Consider the following 15,650-nt stretch of genomic DNA (forward strand, 5'->3'; position numbering starts at 1 on the left):
CCTCAGCACGGGCGAGCGGGCGGTCATGATGGCGCTGATCAGCTGGTGGAGACGGTGATGTCGTCGATGAAGGCGTTGAAGTCGCCCGTCGCCCCGCGCCGGTCGTAGCCGACGAGGATCTTGTCGATGACCTTGCCGTTCAACGCCGTGCCGACGTTGCTCTGGATCCTCGTCCATGTACCGACCTGGCCCTTGGGCGCCGCGGGGTGCATGTCCACACCCGTCGTCGTGGTCGCGGAGCTGTCTCGCAGGGTGGATCCGTCCGTCATCAGGAAGTCGACCGCGACGTACCGCCCGGCCGTGTCCTTCGGCAGGAACGCGTAGGACAGTGTGGTCGCGCCGGTCACCGGGACGTTGACGTCAAACACCTGGAAGTAGGCGTAGGAGTGCGCGGTCGTCACGGTGCTGCCCCTGGCCGCCAGTGCCGACTGCCCCACCTGGTTGTCCTGGCCTGTCACGACGGCAAGAGTGGGTGATCCGGTGCCGCCGGGGCCTGCGACGTTCGCCGTGCCGCCGGGGACCGGGGTGCTGGTCCAGGTCGGCTGGGCGTCGGTGTCCTTCTCGACGCTGGTGCGGAAGAAGACGGGACCGGTGGCTAGGGGGATGGGCACCTGGCTGACGAGCGGGTCCTGACCCGTGATCATGCGGGTGGCCTTGCCCGACAGGCGCAGGTAGAAGTCGGAGGAGACGTACTTGCCGTCGGTGCCGGTGGTCTGGAAGTACTGGTCGGTCGGAATCATCGAGGAGTCCTCAGCGGCCGGTGCGATTGCGGTGGCCTCGTCGTACTCGTCGAACATGGCGATGAAGGCCTGCGTGACCCCCGCCCTGCGAACGTTGACGGCCTGCTGCCAGAGCCAGTCCCCGTTTCGCCGCGGGATCTCGTTGCGCGGGCCGTCCTTCCAGTTGGACCAGGCGAAGCCCGGGTAGATGACCGGTAGGTAGTCCTGGCCGGTCGCCTTCAGCGCCGCGACGTCGTCGGCGATCTGGGCCGCCGTGTCGCCCGAGCTGCCGACCATCCACGGCGAGATCATGTCGAACGTCCGGTACACCGGGGCGAAGCCGGGCTTGGCATTGGCGTCGGTGCGCCAGCCGCGCGGGACCCCTCCGACGACGTACACGCCCTGGCTCTTGAACCACTGCACGATGCGCGCGGCCTGCTCGGCCGTGCCCGGCCGGTTCGTGAAGCCGAAGCCCCAGATCTCGACGACGGGCTTGCCGTTCTCCTTCGCGTAGGCCGGGGAGTCGGTCAGGTGCAGGCTGCCGGTGATCACGTTCGTCCAGTCGGCCTTGAGCACCTGCTCCACGTTGGCATCGGTCAGGCCGCTGACGTCGTATTCGATGTAGAAGCCGCGACCGTGCGTCTCGGCCGCGGTCTTGGCTTTGACAGTGATCGCGTTGCGGTCGAGCGCCCTGGCCGCCGTGGGGTTGACGATGTCGCTGCCGAAGCGCTGCAGCGCCGCTCCGTCGATGCCGTACTGCTTCATCCACTTGAAGTGCTGGTCCACGACGGCCGTCGAGTAGGAGGAGAAGAGCGTCGCGGGCTTGCCGTTGCCCAGGGGCGCGTACCCCGTCCGGAACGTGGGCGAGGTGGGGTACTGGCTCATGTCAGGGTAGAGCTCGAAGGTCTGGTTCCCCGGCGCCGGCAGGGAGCCGGCCCAATGTCTCCAGGCGTTGAGCGCCGACCCGTCACCGGGGGCGTTGAACCAGCCCTGGTAGCCGGCGTAGACCCTGTTCTTCAGCGTCGGGTTGGCAGCGGCCTCGGCGGAGGTCGTGGGCCACCACAGGACGGTGACCAGGAGGGAGATGACGAGGATCAGTGGCAGGTGAGGTTTACGGCGTCTATCCACGATTCGCCTTCGCTGGGGGGTGAGGGACAGCAAACGATGGACCGCGCGCGAGGTCTGCGTGGTCAGGCGAGGCACGGCCGGACCACGCGGTGTCGCCGAGAAGACGCCTTATGGCGGCGGCTTCTGTGACGGCTATGTAAATCCAATGGATTGACTATGTCAATGCTCGTAACGACCGCGTCAGGTGCGGGGTGCCGACCGTACCCGCGAGTTCAGGCTCGGCGTGAACGCCTCGTGGAACACGCTCGACGCCGCGCCCACCGCGGCCGCCGCCTCGTTGAGCCGGGACTGGGCGACGTGCACCTCTCGCACGTGCCGAGCGAGGGGAAAGCGGTTGACGGCGGCGGAGATCTCTCGGCGGTAGATCTCCGCCACAGGGGGCAGCACGGCCGGGCCACCGACGATGATGAGGTCGACGTCGAGCAGGTCGATGAAGCCCACCGCGCCGAGCCCGAGCACGCCGGCCACCTCCTCCAGCACGCCGACCGCGCGGACGTCGCCACGCGCCGCCGCCGCGCAGACCCACTCGTACGCGCCGTCCCCCTGGGGGACCACCAGGCCAGCGGTCATGGCACGGTCCACCACCGCCGACATCGGGGCGCATTCGGGGACGCTGCCAGGGCCGCCCTGCGTCGTCATCGATCCGGTGTTGATCGCGCACAGGCTGCCCACCTCGCCGGCGTTGCCCGTGGTGCCGCGGTAGATGTCGCCGTTGAGGAAGGCGCCGCTGCCCGCGCCGGTTCCAAGGTAGAGGTAGACGAAGTCGCCCGCGCGATCGGCGGCGCCCAGCCAGCGCTCGCCGATCGCCGCCGCGGTGGAGTCCTTCTCCATGATCACCGTGGTGTCGAGCCGGTCGGCCAGCTCGGCCCTGAGCGCGACGCCCTCCCATCCCTTGAACAGGGGAGGATCGAGGAAGATCTCGGCGCGTGTGTCGAGCGGGCCGGGCACGGCCACGCCCACACCCAGCGGGGCCTCGGAGGCCGGGCCTGCCGCCTCGGCCGCTTCGAGCGTCAGGCGTGTCATCTGGTCGATGCACCACCACGGGTCTCGCCGCCCGGCCAGGGGCATCTGCCGCTGGTCGAGCACGTCCCCGCTCAGGTCGACCGCCACCACTGTGATCATTTCGGGATCGAGGTGCACGCCGACGGCCGACGCGGCGTCCGGTCGCAACCGTAGCGGCACCCTGGGCTTGCCAGCCCCGCCCAGCTGCCGCTCGTCCTCGGCCAGCAGGCCGGAGGTCAGCAGGTTCCTGGTGATCCTGGAGACCGCCTGGGGGGTCAGCCCGGTCTGCTCGGCGATCTCCACACGGCTCAACGCCACCGCCTGCCGGATGCTCTCGATCACCAGTTTCTCGTTGTAGGAGCCGAGCGCGAGCTGGTTGAACGCCCTGGGCGCCGGGTGCGCCTGCGGCACGGCGGGCTCCCAGCGCAGCCAGGTGAAGGCCGACCCCGTAGACGATTCGGCATACTCCTGCGCGGCCCCGCTGAAAGCGCTCAGGACCGGCCTCATCCGGCCGGGGAACTCGGCCAGCTCGGCCAGCGCGACGGCGCACGCGGTGCCGTGCCAGCTCATCGCGGGGAGGGCTCGATGCCAGACGACCTGGCGCGGTCCGGCGTCGGCGGGCTCGGCTGGCTCTCCCCAGGTGATCACGTGCAGCTCGGCGTCGGGATGACGGTCGGCCATGGCCGCGATGAAGGCTGCCGGGCCGTCCCCGCCGTCTTTCCCGGGCTGGATCTCCGCATGGGAGGCGAGCGTGTCCTGGACACGCTCCAGCTCGGCGGCGAGGGACGCGTGGATCGAGCGGCGTTCATCGGCGTCGGCCGCCCGGCCACGCGATCCTCTCGCCGGGCGGGCGGCCTGGCCCAGGATCAACACCGCTTCGCCTCCCTTCGCCCACACGCCGAGCAGTTCGGCTCGCTCGCCAGGGCAGGGCGGATCGGCCGGCACGGTGGCGGGGCCGTTCTCCCCCGGCCCGTACCCCCAGCGGCGCCACACTCCGGAGACGGTGGCGTGCGGGATGCCGAAGTGACCGGCGAGCGCGCGCGCCGACCACGTACGGGCGGGCGCGGGCGGTCCTGCCAGCGTGACGGCCATGACCTCGCCCTCGTCCACGCGCGTTCTCGACGTGCTCGGAGCGGTGGACTGTCTGCGCGTGGTGCTCACGCCGCGGCGCGCTCCCGGTCAGCGCCCCGTCCGGCGCGGGCGTCCGGCCTGTCGGCCAAACGGTTTGATTGCCTGGGGCCACCTCGCGTGCTGGTGCCGAGCGTCCTCATGATCTCTCGCATGAGCTAATCCAACACCTTTCACCTCGCCGTCTTCAACGTGCGGCCGTCGCGAACGCCCCCGCGAGACGGCGATCCCGAGGACGGGACCGCGGATTTCCCGCAGACCAGAGCCTTGACTTTAGACAATCCAATGGATTTACATGTTGGTCGCTAGACCGGTGTACACCGACCGCCCTCGTCACCGTTTAGATGGGCATCCCCATGTCCCTGCTGACCCGTGAGGATTCACGGAGCGATCCCGAAGCCCCCGCCCCAAGCACCGGCAAACGTGGCATGCGCCGGGATCGCGCACTGTTCTGGTTCACGGTCCCCGGCATCCTCGCCGTCCTGCTGTTCCACTACGTGCCCTTACTCGGTAACGTCATCGCATTTCAGAACTACCAGCCCTTCATCGGCATCTGGCACAGCACATGGGCCGGGCTGGACAACTTCGCCGTGCTTTTCAACGGCGACCAGAAGTTCCTGCACGCCCTGATCAACACGCTGCAACTGCTGCTGATCCAGGTCGTGTTCGTCTTCCCGGCGCCGATCCTGCTCGCCCTGACGCTGAACAGCCTCATCAGCGAGCGCGTCAAACGGCTGGTGCAGAACGTTCTGTACCTGCCGCACTTCCTGTCCTGGGTGGTCGTCGTCGCGATCTTCCAGCAGATGCTCAGCAACGGCGGCCTGGTCAACGTGCTCCTGCGTGCCCAGGAGCTTGGCACCTGGAACATCATCGGCGACCCGGACCTGTTCAAGGCCCTGCTCACCTCCCAGGTGATCTGGAAGGACACCGGCTGGGCCGCGATCCTCTTCCTGGCCGCGCTCTCTCGTGTCGATAGCCACCTGTACGAGGCGGCGGCCGTGGACGGCGCCGGCCGCTGGCGCCAGACCTGGCACGTCACCCTGCCGGCCCTGCGTGGCCTGATCGTGCTGCTGCTCATCCTCCGCCTGGGCGACGCGCTCAGCGTCGGCTTCGAGCAGATCATTCTGCAACAGACCAGCGTCGGCCTGGAGGTGAGCGAGGTGCTGGACACCTACGTCTACAACCACGGCTTGCTGGCCGGCCAGTGGGGCGTGTCCGCCGCGGTCGGCCTGGTCAAGGGGATCGTCGGGGTGGTCCTCGTGCTGGGCGCGAACCGTGTCGCGCACGTCTTCGGCGAGGAAGGGATCTACCGCAGATGAGCACCGCGACCCACATCGACATCCCGGGGCAGACCCCCTCCTCCGCACCGTGGCGGGCCGCCAAGTCGGTCATTCTGCTGATCTGCTGCCTGCTGGTGGCTGTCCCGTTCTTCTCGATCATCGCGACCTCCCTGGCGGACACCCGACAGGTCACCGAGGCGGGCGGTTTCGTGTTGTGGCCGGACCGCCCGACCCTCGACGCCTACCAGGCCATCCTCGCGGGCGGGCTGGTCTCGCAGGCCCTGACCGTGAGCGTCGGCGTCACCGCGGTCGGCACGGCACTGGCTCTGCTGTCCAGCGTCACGCTCGCCTACGGGCTGAGCCGGCCCGGCACGTTCGGGCACCGGCCGACGCTGATGATCCTGCTGTTCTCGTTGCTCTTCACCCCGGGCGTGATCCCCAGCTACCTGCTGATCAAGCAACTGGGCCTGATCAACAGCTACTGGTCACTGATCCTGCCCACCATGGTCAACGCGTTCAACGTCATCGTGCTGCGCTCATTCTTCCTGAGCATCCCCCGCGACCTCATCGACGCCGCCAGGATCGACGGCGCGAGCGCCGGCCAGATCCTGCGCAGCGTGGTCGTCCCCCTGTCCAGGGCGGCCATCGCGGTCGTGGGGCTGTTCTACGCGGTGTCGTACTGGAACGCGTTCTTCAACGCCATGCTCTACATGAACGAGTCCGCGAAATGGCCCATGCAACTGGTACTGCGGACCTACGTGGTCAACAACTCGGCGATCGGTCCCGGGGAGGCCGCCGTGGCGGGAGCGACGCTGCCGCCCTCGCAGGCGCTCCAGGCCGCGATCCTCGTGCTGTCCATCGTCCCCATCCTGATCGTCTACCCCTTCCTGCAACGCCACCTGCGGAAAGGCGTGATGATCGGCGCCGTCAAGGGATGACCACCCCCAGCACGCTCGACGAAGGAGATGCCCCAGATGGGCGCGCATGTTACGCGGAGAGACCTGTTGCGAACTTCGCTCGGCGCCGCCGCAGGTCTGGCCCTGACGGCCTGCGGCGACGGCGGCCCGGCCATCCCGCTCGCCGACAACGCGAAGGTCCGGCTGCCGGAGTACATCCCCTACCAGGGGATCACGCCGGACCTTCCTGGAACCCTCGAGGTGCTCGACGGACACCTGCACTACCCGGCGGAACCGGTCACCGCGTTCCCCGGCGGACCGCCCGCCAAGGGCCCGGCCATCTCGATCATGACAATGACCTTCAGCCCGGTGCCGCCCCCGATCGAACGCAACACGTACTGGCAGGCGCTCAACCGCAGCCTCGGCACAAAGTTGCGGCTGGAGATCGCCCCGATCGCCGACTACCCCAGCAAGTTCCCTGTCATCATCGCGGGCGGCGACCTGCCCGACGCCATGGCGGTGCGGCAGGAAATCCCCCAGCGCCCCGCCATGCTCAACGCCCTCTTCCAGGACCTGTCGGAACACCTGTCGGGCTCGGCGATCCACGAGTACCCGTACCTGGCGAACCTCCCTACCGCGTCCTGGCGGACCACCGTCTACAACGGCGGCATCTACGGGCTGCCGATGCCCAGGGCGAGCGTGGGGTCGGTGATGTTCTACCGAGCCGACCGGATGCGGGAGAAATCACTCGATCCGAACGTGCGAGACTTCCGCGAATTCCGGCAACTGTGCACGGAACTGAACGATCCCCGCAGAAGCCGCTACGCGCTCGGCGACCCGCTCACCACGCTCTATTTCGTGCTGGAGATGCTCGGCGTGCCCAACCAATGGCGGGAGACGCAGGGCCGCTTCACGTCCTGGCTGGAGGACGAGCGGCTGCCGCAAGGGCTGGACGCGGTGCGGCAACTGGCACAGGCGGGGCTGCTGCACCCGGACGCCTTCTCGGTCGCGGGCAAGTTCAAGGACTGGTTCGGCAGCGGCCAGATCGCCATCCACTACGACGGCAACGCCGCCTGGAACGACTTCTACCGCCGGTACGCGCAGGACACCCCGGGTTTCGCCATTGACGGCATGCTCGCTCCCGGGTTCGACGGAGGGCCCGGCACCCACTGGACGGGGGCGTCGAGCTTCGCGATGCTGGCATTCAAGAAGGCGCCGCGGGAGCGGATCCGCCAGTTGTTGCGTGCCTGCAACGCCCTGGCCGCCCCCTTCGGCACGGATGCGTACAAGCTGCGAAAGTATGGGGTGGAAGGCGTCGACCACGAGCTCAACGGCGCCGACCCGATCCTGACACCCACCGGCGGTGTAGAGACGACGGTGCCGACGATCTTCATCACCGACTCCCCCATGTCGCTCTATTTCCCAGAGAATCCGGACGTGGTGCCCGCGCAGCACGCCTTCCAGAAACGCGCGGCCGAGGTCCTGGTCCGCGATCCCTCCGAGGGGTTGTACTCCGAAACCGATGTCACCGTGGGCGGACCTCTCATGGAGACGATGCGCAACGAACTGAAAGCCATCATGCAAGGACGCAAATCCGTGTCGTCGTGGACGCACACCATGCGGTCGTGGCGGCGGGAGTCCGGTGACCGCATCCGGTCCGAATACGAACGGTATTGGGAGAGCATCAACCGGTGACCACCCGAAAAGACTGGGAAGACCTCGCCGACCGGCTCCTGCTCGCCTGCCGGCCGTACGCCTCCCCGCGTCACGCCCTGATCGACCTGCCCGGCCCGCTGAGCATCAGCGGCCGATGGAGCGACGGCCTGGAGGGTTTCGCCCGCACATTCCTGCTCGCCGCGTTCAGGCTGGCGGGAGCGCGCGGCGAGGACCCGCACGGCCTGGCCGACTGGTACTCCGCCGGGCTGGCCGCCGGCGCAGACCCGTCGAGCGAGGAACGCTGGCCCACCTTCGCCGAGTGCAAACAGGCGAAGGTGGAAGCAGCCTCGATCGCCCTGGCCCTGCACCAGACCAGGCCCTGGATCTGGGACCGGCTGCCCGACCGCACCCGCGGCCACGTCCTGGCCTGGCTCGGCGACATGGTCGGCGACGCGATGCCAGGCAACAACTGGATCTGGTTCCAGGCCGTCACCGAGGCGTTCGCCCGCACGGCCGGCGGCTCCTGGAGCGAGGCCGACCTGGCCAGGACCATCCAGCTCACCGACACGTGGTACGCGGGCGACGGCTGGTATTCCGACGGGCTGGCCGGCGGCATGCACCGCAACTACGACCACTACAACGGGTGGGCCATGCACTTCTACCCGCTGTGGTTCTGCCGCATCCTCGGTGACCAGGCGCCCGACGGGCTGCGGGAACGCTACCGGGAACGGCTACGGCGCTTCCTGGACGACTTCCGCCATCTCGTCGGCGGCAACGGCTCCCCGCTGATTCAGGGCCGTTCACTGACCTACCGCTTCGCCGCTCTCGCGCCCGTGTGGACGGGCGTCCTATTCGATGCCACTCCGCTGCCGCCCGGTGAGACCCGGCGGTTGGCGAATCTCATGCTCGGGCACTTCATCGGCCACGGTGCAATCGACGAGCGGGGACTGCTGACGCTCGGCTGGCACCGGCCATTCCGGCAGGTGCTGCAGGCGTACTCGGGGCCGGCGTCGCCGTATTGGGCGAGCAAGGGCTTCGCGGGACTGCTCCTCCCCGCGGACCACCCGGTGTGGAGCGAGGAGGAGGGCCCGCTGCCCGTCGAGGAAGGTGACTTCGCCCTGACGCTTCGGGCGCCGGGGTGGCTGGTGTCGGGTACGCGGGCCGACGGCGTGGTGCGTGTCGCCAACCACGGCAGCGACCACACCGACCCGGCCAGGTCACACTCCGACGATCCGCTGTACGCGCACCTGGCGTACTCGACACACGCGGCGCCGGAGACCCCGGCGGATCCGCGCGGCGGGCCCGTGGACTCTGCGGTTGTCCTGGTGGACGGCGAGGGCCGGGCCTGCCACCGGCGCCCCTTGGAGCGGCTGAGCGTAGCGGGTCGCATCGGCGTCTCGCGCAGCCGCGCGCACTGGCCGCAGGACGAGCGCTGGGACTGCTTCGGCGGGCCGGACACCCGGTACGAACTGGGCCCGTGGATAACCGTGGCGTCCATACTGCGCGGGGCGCTGGAGATCCGGCTGGCCCGCGTGGACGAGGCCGACTCCGGCGCCGACGTGCACCCGGGGCCGTGGCGGCTGCGGCTGGGCGGCTGGGCGGTGCCGTACGACGGCGACGCACCGGGCCTTACCGAACGAGACGGCGATCCACCCGGCTTTTTCGATTCCCCGACGGCCACCGTGCGCGGTGGCGGGCTGTGCAGCACGGTCGTGGGGTTACACGGGTTCGGCCGCGCCGCCCTCCATCACGGCGCCAACAGTAACGCGCTGGCCGTGGCGTCCGCCACCCCCGTGCTTGCCTCCGTCGGCAGGGTGAGCTTCGCGCGGCCGTACGCCGCGGCCGTGTATCTCGCAGGCGCACCCCTGTACGCCGATGACCTGCCGCGCGTGCGATTCCGTGACCTGGACGTCGCGGCCATCGAAGCCGAGGTCCTGTGGCCGGACGGCGAACACGACGTCGTCCTCCTGCCCGCACCCGAACGAGAGGGACGAGCCACCTGATGCATGACGATCGCCGGCTCACCGAGCAACGCATCGCCAGGTTCATTGCCGCGCGCCTGCGACCTGCACTGTACGGCGCACCGCTGCCGCTCGAATTGTCCGCGTGGCGTGTTCCCGGCGAACCGGTCCCGGTCTCCGACGCCCTGGCGGCCTCCTACGAGCCCTTCTCCGTTGGGGAGGGGTGGGGCGCGCCATGGGCGACCACCTGGCTGCGCGCCCGCGCAGCCATCCCGGCCGGATGGGCGGGGTGCCGCGTCGAAGCGGTCTTCGACCTGGACTTCGACCTGACGATCGGGCCCGGGGGCCAGGCGGAGGGGTTCGTGCACGACGCGGCCGGCACGCCGATCCAGGGCCTGCACCCGTACAACCGCTCGGTCCTGGTCACGGAGCGGGCGTCCGGCGGAGAGAAGGTTGACCTGCTGATCGAGCTGGCGGCGAACCCGCTCATCCGCGGTAGCAACGGAGACGGCACCCACTACGGCACGAAGGAGACCGCCGGCACGGACGATCTCTACCGGCTCAAGGTCGCCGACCTCGCGGTGCGCGAGGAGGACGTCTGGCATCTCCTGCTCGACATGGAGGTGCTGGACGAGCTGATGCGGGAGCTGCCTGCCGACTCGCCGCGCCGCCACGAGATCCTGCGCGCCCTCGAGCGCGCTGTCGACGCCGTGGACCCGTGGGACATCCCGGCGACCGCCGCCGCCGGGCGCGAGCGGCTCGCGGACGCGCTGACCAGGCCCGCCCACTCCTCTGCGCACACCATCGCGGCCGTCGGCCACGCCCACATCGACACCGCGTGGTTGTGGCCGCTGCGCGAGACGGTCCGCAAGTGCGCCCGTACGTTCACGAACGTCGTCACTCTGGCCGAGGAGTATCCGGAGCTGGTCTTCGCGTGCTCGTCGGCGCAGCAGTACGCGTGGATGAAGCAGCGCCGCCCGGAGATCTTCGAGCGTATCAGGAAGGCCGTGGACCGGGGCACGTTCGTGCCCGTCGGCGGGATGTGGGTGGAGGCTGACGGCAACCTGCCCGGCGGGGAGGCGCTGGCCCGCCAGCTGATCTACGGGCGGCGGTTCTTCTCGGCCGAGTTCGGCATCGAGCAGGATGGAGTGTGGTTGCCCGATTCCTTCGGCTACACCGCGGCCTATCCTCAGCTCGCCGTGCTGGCTGGGGCGCGCTGGTTCCTGACCCAGAAGCTCTCGTGGAACCAGACCAACCGGATGCCGCACAACACCTTCGACTGGGAGGGCATCGACGGCACCCGCGTCCTGACCCACTTCCCGCCGATCGACAGCTACAACGCGGAGCTGACCGGGCGCGAGCTGGCCCACGCTGAGCGGACGTTCGCCGAGAAGGGGGTGGCAGGGCTCTCGCTGGCCCCGTTCGGCCATGGCGACGGAGGAGGCGGTCCCACGCGGGAGATGCTGGAGAAGGCGCGTCGCCTGCGCGATCTCGAAGGCTCGCCAAAGGTGCGGATCACGCACCCATCGGCGTTCTTCGATGCCGCCCGTGCCGAATACCCGCAGCGCCCGGTGTGGCGGGGCGAACTCTACCTGGAGACGCACCGCGGCGCGTTCACCAGTCAGGCGCGCACGAAGCGGGGCAATCGCCGGGCCGAGCACCTGCTGCACGAGGCCGAACTGTGGTCCGCGACGGCTGCCGTGCACGCCGGGGCCGCCTATCCGTACGAGGAGTTGGAGACGCTCTGGCAGAAGGTGCTATTGCACCAGTTCCATGACATCCTGCCCGGTACCTCCATCGCCTGGGTGCACCAGCAGGCCGAAGAGACCTACCTGCGCATCCACCGCAACCTCAAACGGATCATCGAGCGCGCCCAGTCGGCTCTGACCGTCACTGGCGAGAGCGATCACTGGGCTGTGTTCAACGCGGCCCCTATCGCACGGCGCGAGATCATGGCGCTGCCCGCGGACGCCTCCGTGCCGCCCGGCACCCAGAAGCTGGCGGACGGGCGGCACGCGGTGGCCGTCTCCGCCCCCGCGCTCGGCGTCGGCGCCCTCGATCCCGAGGCGCCCGCGAGCGTCACGGCCACGGCCTCTGGCGACGGATTTGCCCTGGACAACGGACTGCTTCGGGTCCGCATTGACGGCGCGGGCCTCGTGCGGTCGGTGTTCGACCGTACGGCCGACCGCGAGGTCCTGGCCCCCGACCATCCGGGGAATTTGCTGCAGCTCCACCACGACGACCCCAGCCTGTGGAGCGCCTGGAACCTCGACCACCACTACCGCAACACCGTGCGCGACCTGACCGAGGCCGTCTCGGTGGAGGTGGCCGAGCAGGGCCCGCTGCTGTCGTCGGTGCGCGTCACGCGGGCGTTCGGCAGCTCACTCATCGTGCAGGAGCTTGAGCTCGCGGCCGGAAGCCGCCGGCTCGTGGTGCGCAACGACATCGACTGGCAGGAGCGCGACGCAGTGCTCAAGGCGGCCTGGCCGCTCGACGTGCACGCCGAGCACGAGAGCGCGGAGATCCAGTTCGGGCACGTGCGGCGGCCCACGCACGAGAACACGAGCTGGGAGGCGGCCCGCTTCGAACTGTGGCACCACCGCTGGGTGCACGTCGGCGAGTACGGGTTCGGCGCCGCCGTGCTGAACGACTCCACCTACGGCCACGACGTGCGCCGACACACCAGGCAGGACGCGGGCACCACCACGACGCTGCGCCTGACCCTGCTTCGGGCGCCGCACAGCCCCGCCCCGCAGGCCGACCGGGGCCGGCACACGTTCACATACGCTTTGGAGGCCGACGCGGACGTGGGCGCGGCCATCGCCGGCGGCTACGCGCTCAACCTGCCACTACGCGCCCGCCCGGGCAAGATCGCCGCCACTCCCCTGATCACGGTCGACGACCCGGCGGTGATCGTGGAAACGGTCAAGCTCGCCGACGACCGCTCGGGGGACGTGGTGGTGCGGCTCTACGAGTCGAGAGGCGGCGTCGCCCGAGCGACGCTGACCAGCGCCATCGGCCTCTCCTCCGCCCACGTGACCGACCTGCTGGAACGACCCCGGACAACGATCGAGTGCGCCGACCGGCGCGTTCTGCGGCTGTCTCTACGTCCCTTTCAGATCGTCACCCTGCGACTGAGCCGCGCCTGACCTGGTCACACCGAGGTCCTTGAGCGCATAGCCGAGATGGTCGGTAATCTCGCCTTCCAGCGCGGACTCCAGCACCAGCTAGGCCAGCCGCCCGAGCAGCCCGTTCTCGCCGACCAACTCGATGCCCTCGGCGTCCTCCAGGTCCATCTCCGTCGATGCCCTGGATCACACTAACCAAGTGGTGCAACTCCTTTACTAGGAGTTACACCTAAGACTGTACGGTCACGCGGCGTGTCATCGGTCAGGGGACGACCTCGACATTGGCCATCATGCCGTTGTCTTCGTGGTTGAGGATGTGGCAATGATAGGGATACTTGCCGGTGAAGTTGCGGAACCTCATACGTATGACGACTTCGCCGCGGACGGGTAGCTGGACGGTGTCCTGCCAGCCGCGGAAGTGGTACGGCTTGCCGTTGACGCTCATCAGCTGGAAGTCGTTGACGTGCACGTGGAAGGTGTGTTGTTCGTCGGAGACGTTGCGGATGACCCATTCTTCGGTGGTGTTGAGCTTGGCCCGTACGTCGATGCGGTCGGCAGCCCACTGTTTGCCGTTGATGAAGAACTGGTTGGTCTGGTCGTTCTCGGAGAAGGTGATGGTGCGTCGCCGGGCGACGGGATCGTGGCTCAGATCGTCGATCTCGGCGAAGTCGGCGGGGATGGCTGCCTGCCGGATAGGGCTGCCGGAGGAGACCAGAGTGGCGAGCGTCGTCTCCGGGTAGGAGTCGCCGTCCGGGCCGGTGCTGTACGCCGTGGTGATCATCTGGGTCCGGCCCTCGGGAGGACCCTGCACGAGTACGTCGAACCGGCTGCCCGGTGGCATGAGCAGAGCTTCCTCGCTCCAGGTGCGATCAACGGGGTTGGCGTCCTGCGCCAGAACGGTGAAACGGGAACCCTGGAGTTGCACGTTGTAAGCGATGTCGGCGCCGATGTTGGCCAGGCGCCACAGCTGGGTTTCACCGGGGCGGATACTGATGACGGGGTTGACGAGCCCGTTTACGGTCCGCGTGGTCGGGGCGCCGCTGTCGATGTTGGAGGTGGGGATGGCGCCATTCTTGACCTGGAAATCCTTGAGTGCGATCAGGCGTTCGGTGATGTTGCGCAGGCCGGGTGGAAGGTAGCGCTTCAGGCCGTCGACCACGATTGCACCGGACAGCCCGGCGAAGACCTGCGCCTCCGCGTGCGGATGTGCGTGCGAGTGGTACCAGTAGGTGCCGGGGGCGAAATCCTTCGACAGCCGATAGCTGTAGTGATAACTCTGCCCCGGCATGATGTGCAGGTAGACGTTGTCGGAGTTGCCGCTCGGCGAGACGTGCCAGCCGTGGGTGTGCAGGTTGGTGTGGTCCCCCAGACGGTTGACGAGGGTCAGGTCGAGCCGGTCGCCGGGAAGCAGGCGGATGGTCGGCGGCATGTAGTGGCCGTTGTAGGTCATCACCCGTACGTCCTGGCCGGCCAGTCGTACGGTGCGTTGCTCCACCACCAGCCGCACGCGCAGTAGGCCGTTACTGCTTCTCAGCTCCGGCGGTTGGCCGAAGGCCGGCTGAGCCGCCGCCGTCGGGGAGGCGGTGCCGGCAGGTGCGGCCTGCATCGTCGTGGTGCCGGCGCAGCCCGTCACCAGCACGAGCGCCAGTCCCGATGAGGCGATGAAGCGTGACAGCGACATGGTGCTCCTCGGACATGATGTGGGTGCCCCGCGACAGTGCCCCGTGAGCTTCTGATGACTCCCGGTATGAGCTGCATTTTCATGAAGATTGACCAGGCCGCGACGGGATTGGAGCAGCTCGCGGCACGAAAGTTCGGCCAGGTCCTCGAGCGCGAGGCTGAGAGGGGCCCCAGCCGGTTAGGCTCGGGCGTGCGTCTCGCCGGCATTCTGCAAGGCATACGGCACGGGCCACGGCAGAACGGTGAGTGACGGCATGCTCGGCCGCCCGTTGGCAGAGGGATACAGCACGGGCGCCCACGAGGCGGAAGGGCTGTCCGCCGGACCGATCCCGGCGTCCACGAGGGTGAGGCCCTTGTCGCTGCGGATCGCGTACGCGCCACCGCGCGAGGGTGGCGGCCTTTGCGTGCCAGCAACGGAAACACCTGCTGAAACCCCACCCTCGCCGAGTGCAATTGTTCGACTACTCTAGGTGCAAGATGTTCGCATCAGGAAGGAAGCCACATGAGAGTTCCCCGGCCCATCCTCGCCATCTCCGCTACCGCCCTACCATTACGGAGCCCACATATGCGCTGAGCGACTGATCCATGCCGGCACGGCCCACACCCTTCCACGCTGACCGGTCCGGCAAGCGCCGGAACTCCGGCCGGTCGAGCGGCTCGAATTCCGAAAGCAGCCGCCGCACGCAGCCCGATCGGACCTTGCGGTAGCCGCCTTCCTGAGTCCAGGCCACCATGTCGTCATCGCCGATGAGTTCGCGGGCGCGGTCGTCGAGGCTCCACCACATCGCCCCCTCAGTGACCTTGACGAGCAGCCGATCCGGGGTCCCAGACACATCAGCCATGAGGACCGCCGATCCACGGTGATGCGATCCGCGCGTTGCCCAGGCACTCCAGGTGCGGGACACCCATCCGCTCGCGCCACGCATCCTTCCCGGCCAGCTCGCCTTCTTCGCTTCGATGTCCGCGTCGAAGGGCGGCTGGACCGGCCTGCCGTACACGGCGGCCACGCAACTGGTGCCACTCGTCCGAAGCGCAGCACCCACTCGTCGTACCAGCCGGGCAGCAGGCCGTC

General features: G+C 68.7%; 9 protein-coding genes. 5 read left to right on the forward strand and 4 right to left on the reverse strand.

Features of this window, described 5'->3' with window-relative positions; translation table 11 throughout:
• Positions 1 to 38 precede the first annotated feature (38 nt).
• Positions 39 to 1,847, reverse strand: coding sequence for a glycoside hydrolase family 99 protein (locus E1267_RS13795; protein ID WP_220449470.1), 1,809 nt, complete (start codon positions 1,845 to 1,847; stop codon positions 39 to 41).
• 180 nt (positions 1,848 to 2,027) lie between these two features.
• Entirely contained in the window at positions 2,028 to 4,010 is a 1,983-nt protein-coding gene (locus tag E1267_RS13800; RefSeq protein WP_132332841.1) for an ROK family transcriptional regulator, read from the reverse strand.
• 395 nt (positions 4,011 to 4,405) lie between these two features.
• Between E1267_RS13800 and E1267_RS13805 the strand changes: the two genes are divergently transcribed.
• From E1267_RS13805 to E1267_RS13825, 5 genes are read left to right on the forward strand one after another with little or no spacing between them, the layout of a single operon-like run.
• Positions 4,406 to 5,296, forward strand: a complete 891-nt coding sequence (locus E1267_RS13805) for an ABC transporter permease (RefSeq protein WP_246063848.1) — start codon at positions 4,406 to 4,408, stop codon at positions 5,294 to 5,296.
• Entirely contained in the window at positions 5,293 to 6,195 is a 903-nt protein-coding gene (locus tag E1267_RS13810; RefSeq protein WP_132332842.1) for a carbohydrate ABC transporter permease, read from the forward strand. The genes E1267_RS13805 and E1267_RS13810 overlap by 4 nt, the downstream gene beginning before the upstream one ends.
• Before the next feature lie 27 nt (positions 6,196 to 6,222).
• On the forward strand, positions 6,223 to 7,848 hold the full coding sequence (locus tag E1267_RS13815) for an extracellular solute-binding protein (protein WP_220449471.1): 1,626 nt from the start codon (positions 6,223 to 6,225) through the stop codon (positions 7,846 to 7,848).
• Positions 7,845 to 9,812 (forward strand): DUF2264 domain-containing protein, encoded by a 1,968-nt coding sequence (locus E1267_RS13820; protein WP_132332843.1) that lies wholly within the window; start codon positions 7,845 to 7,847, stop codon positions 9,810 to 9,812. Before E1267_RS13815 ends, E1267_RS13820 begins: the two co-directional genes overlap by 4 nt.
• Positions 9,812 to 12,919: an alpha-mannosidase gene (locus E1267_RS13825; protein ID WP_132332844.1), complete on the forward strand. Its 3,108-nt coding sequence runs from the start codon at positions 9,812 to 9,814 to the stop codon at positions 12,917 to 12,919. Before E1267_RS13820 ends, E1267_RS13825 begins: the two co-directional genes overlap by 1 nt.
• A 241-nt stretch (positions 12,920 to 13,160) precedes the next feature.
• On the opposite strand, the gene E1267_RS13830 is transcribed toward E1267_RS13825, so the two are convergent.
• Together E1267_RS13830 and E1267_RS13840 are read right to left on the reverse strand one after the other, a co-directional pair.
• On the reverse strand, positions 13,161 to 14,537 hold the full coding sequence (locus E1267_RS13830; protein ID WP_220449472.1) for a multicopper oxidase family protein: 1,377 nt from the start codon (positions 14,535 to 14,537) through the stop codon (positions 13,161 to 13,163).
• Positions 14,538 to 15,114: 577 nt separating this feature from the next.
• On the reverse strand, positions 15,115 to 15,585 hold the full coding sequence (locus E1267_RS13840; RefSeq protein ID WP_132332846.1) for a hypothetical protein: 471 nt from the start codon (positions 15,583 to 15,585) through the stop codon (positions 15,115 to 15,117).
• Positions 15,586 to 15,650: the final 65 nt, after the last annotated feature.

This window comes from Nonomuraea longispora (assembly GCF_004348345.1).
GTDB classification, from domain to species: Bacteria; Actinomycetota; Actinomycetes; order Streptosporangiales; family Streptosporangiaceae; genus Nonomuraea; species Nonomuraea longispora.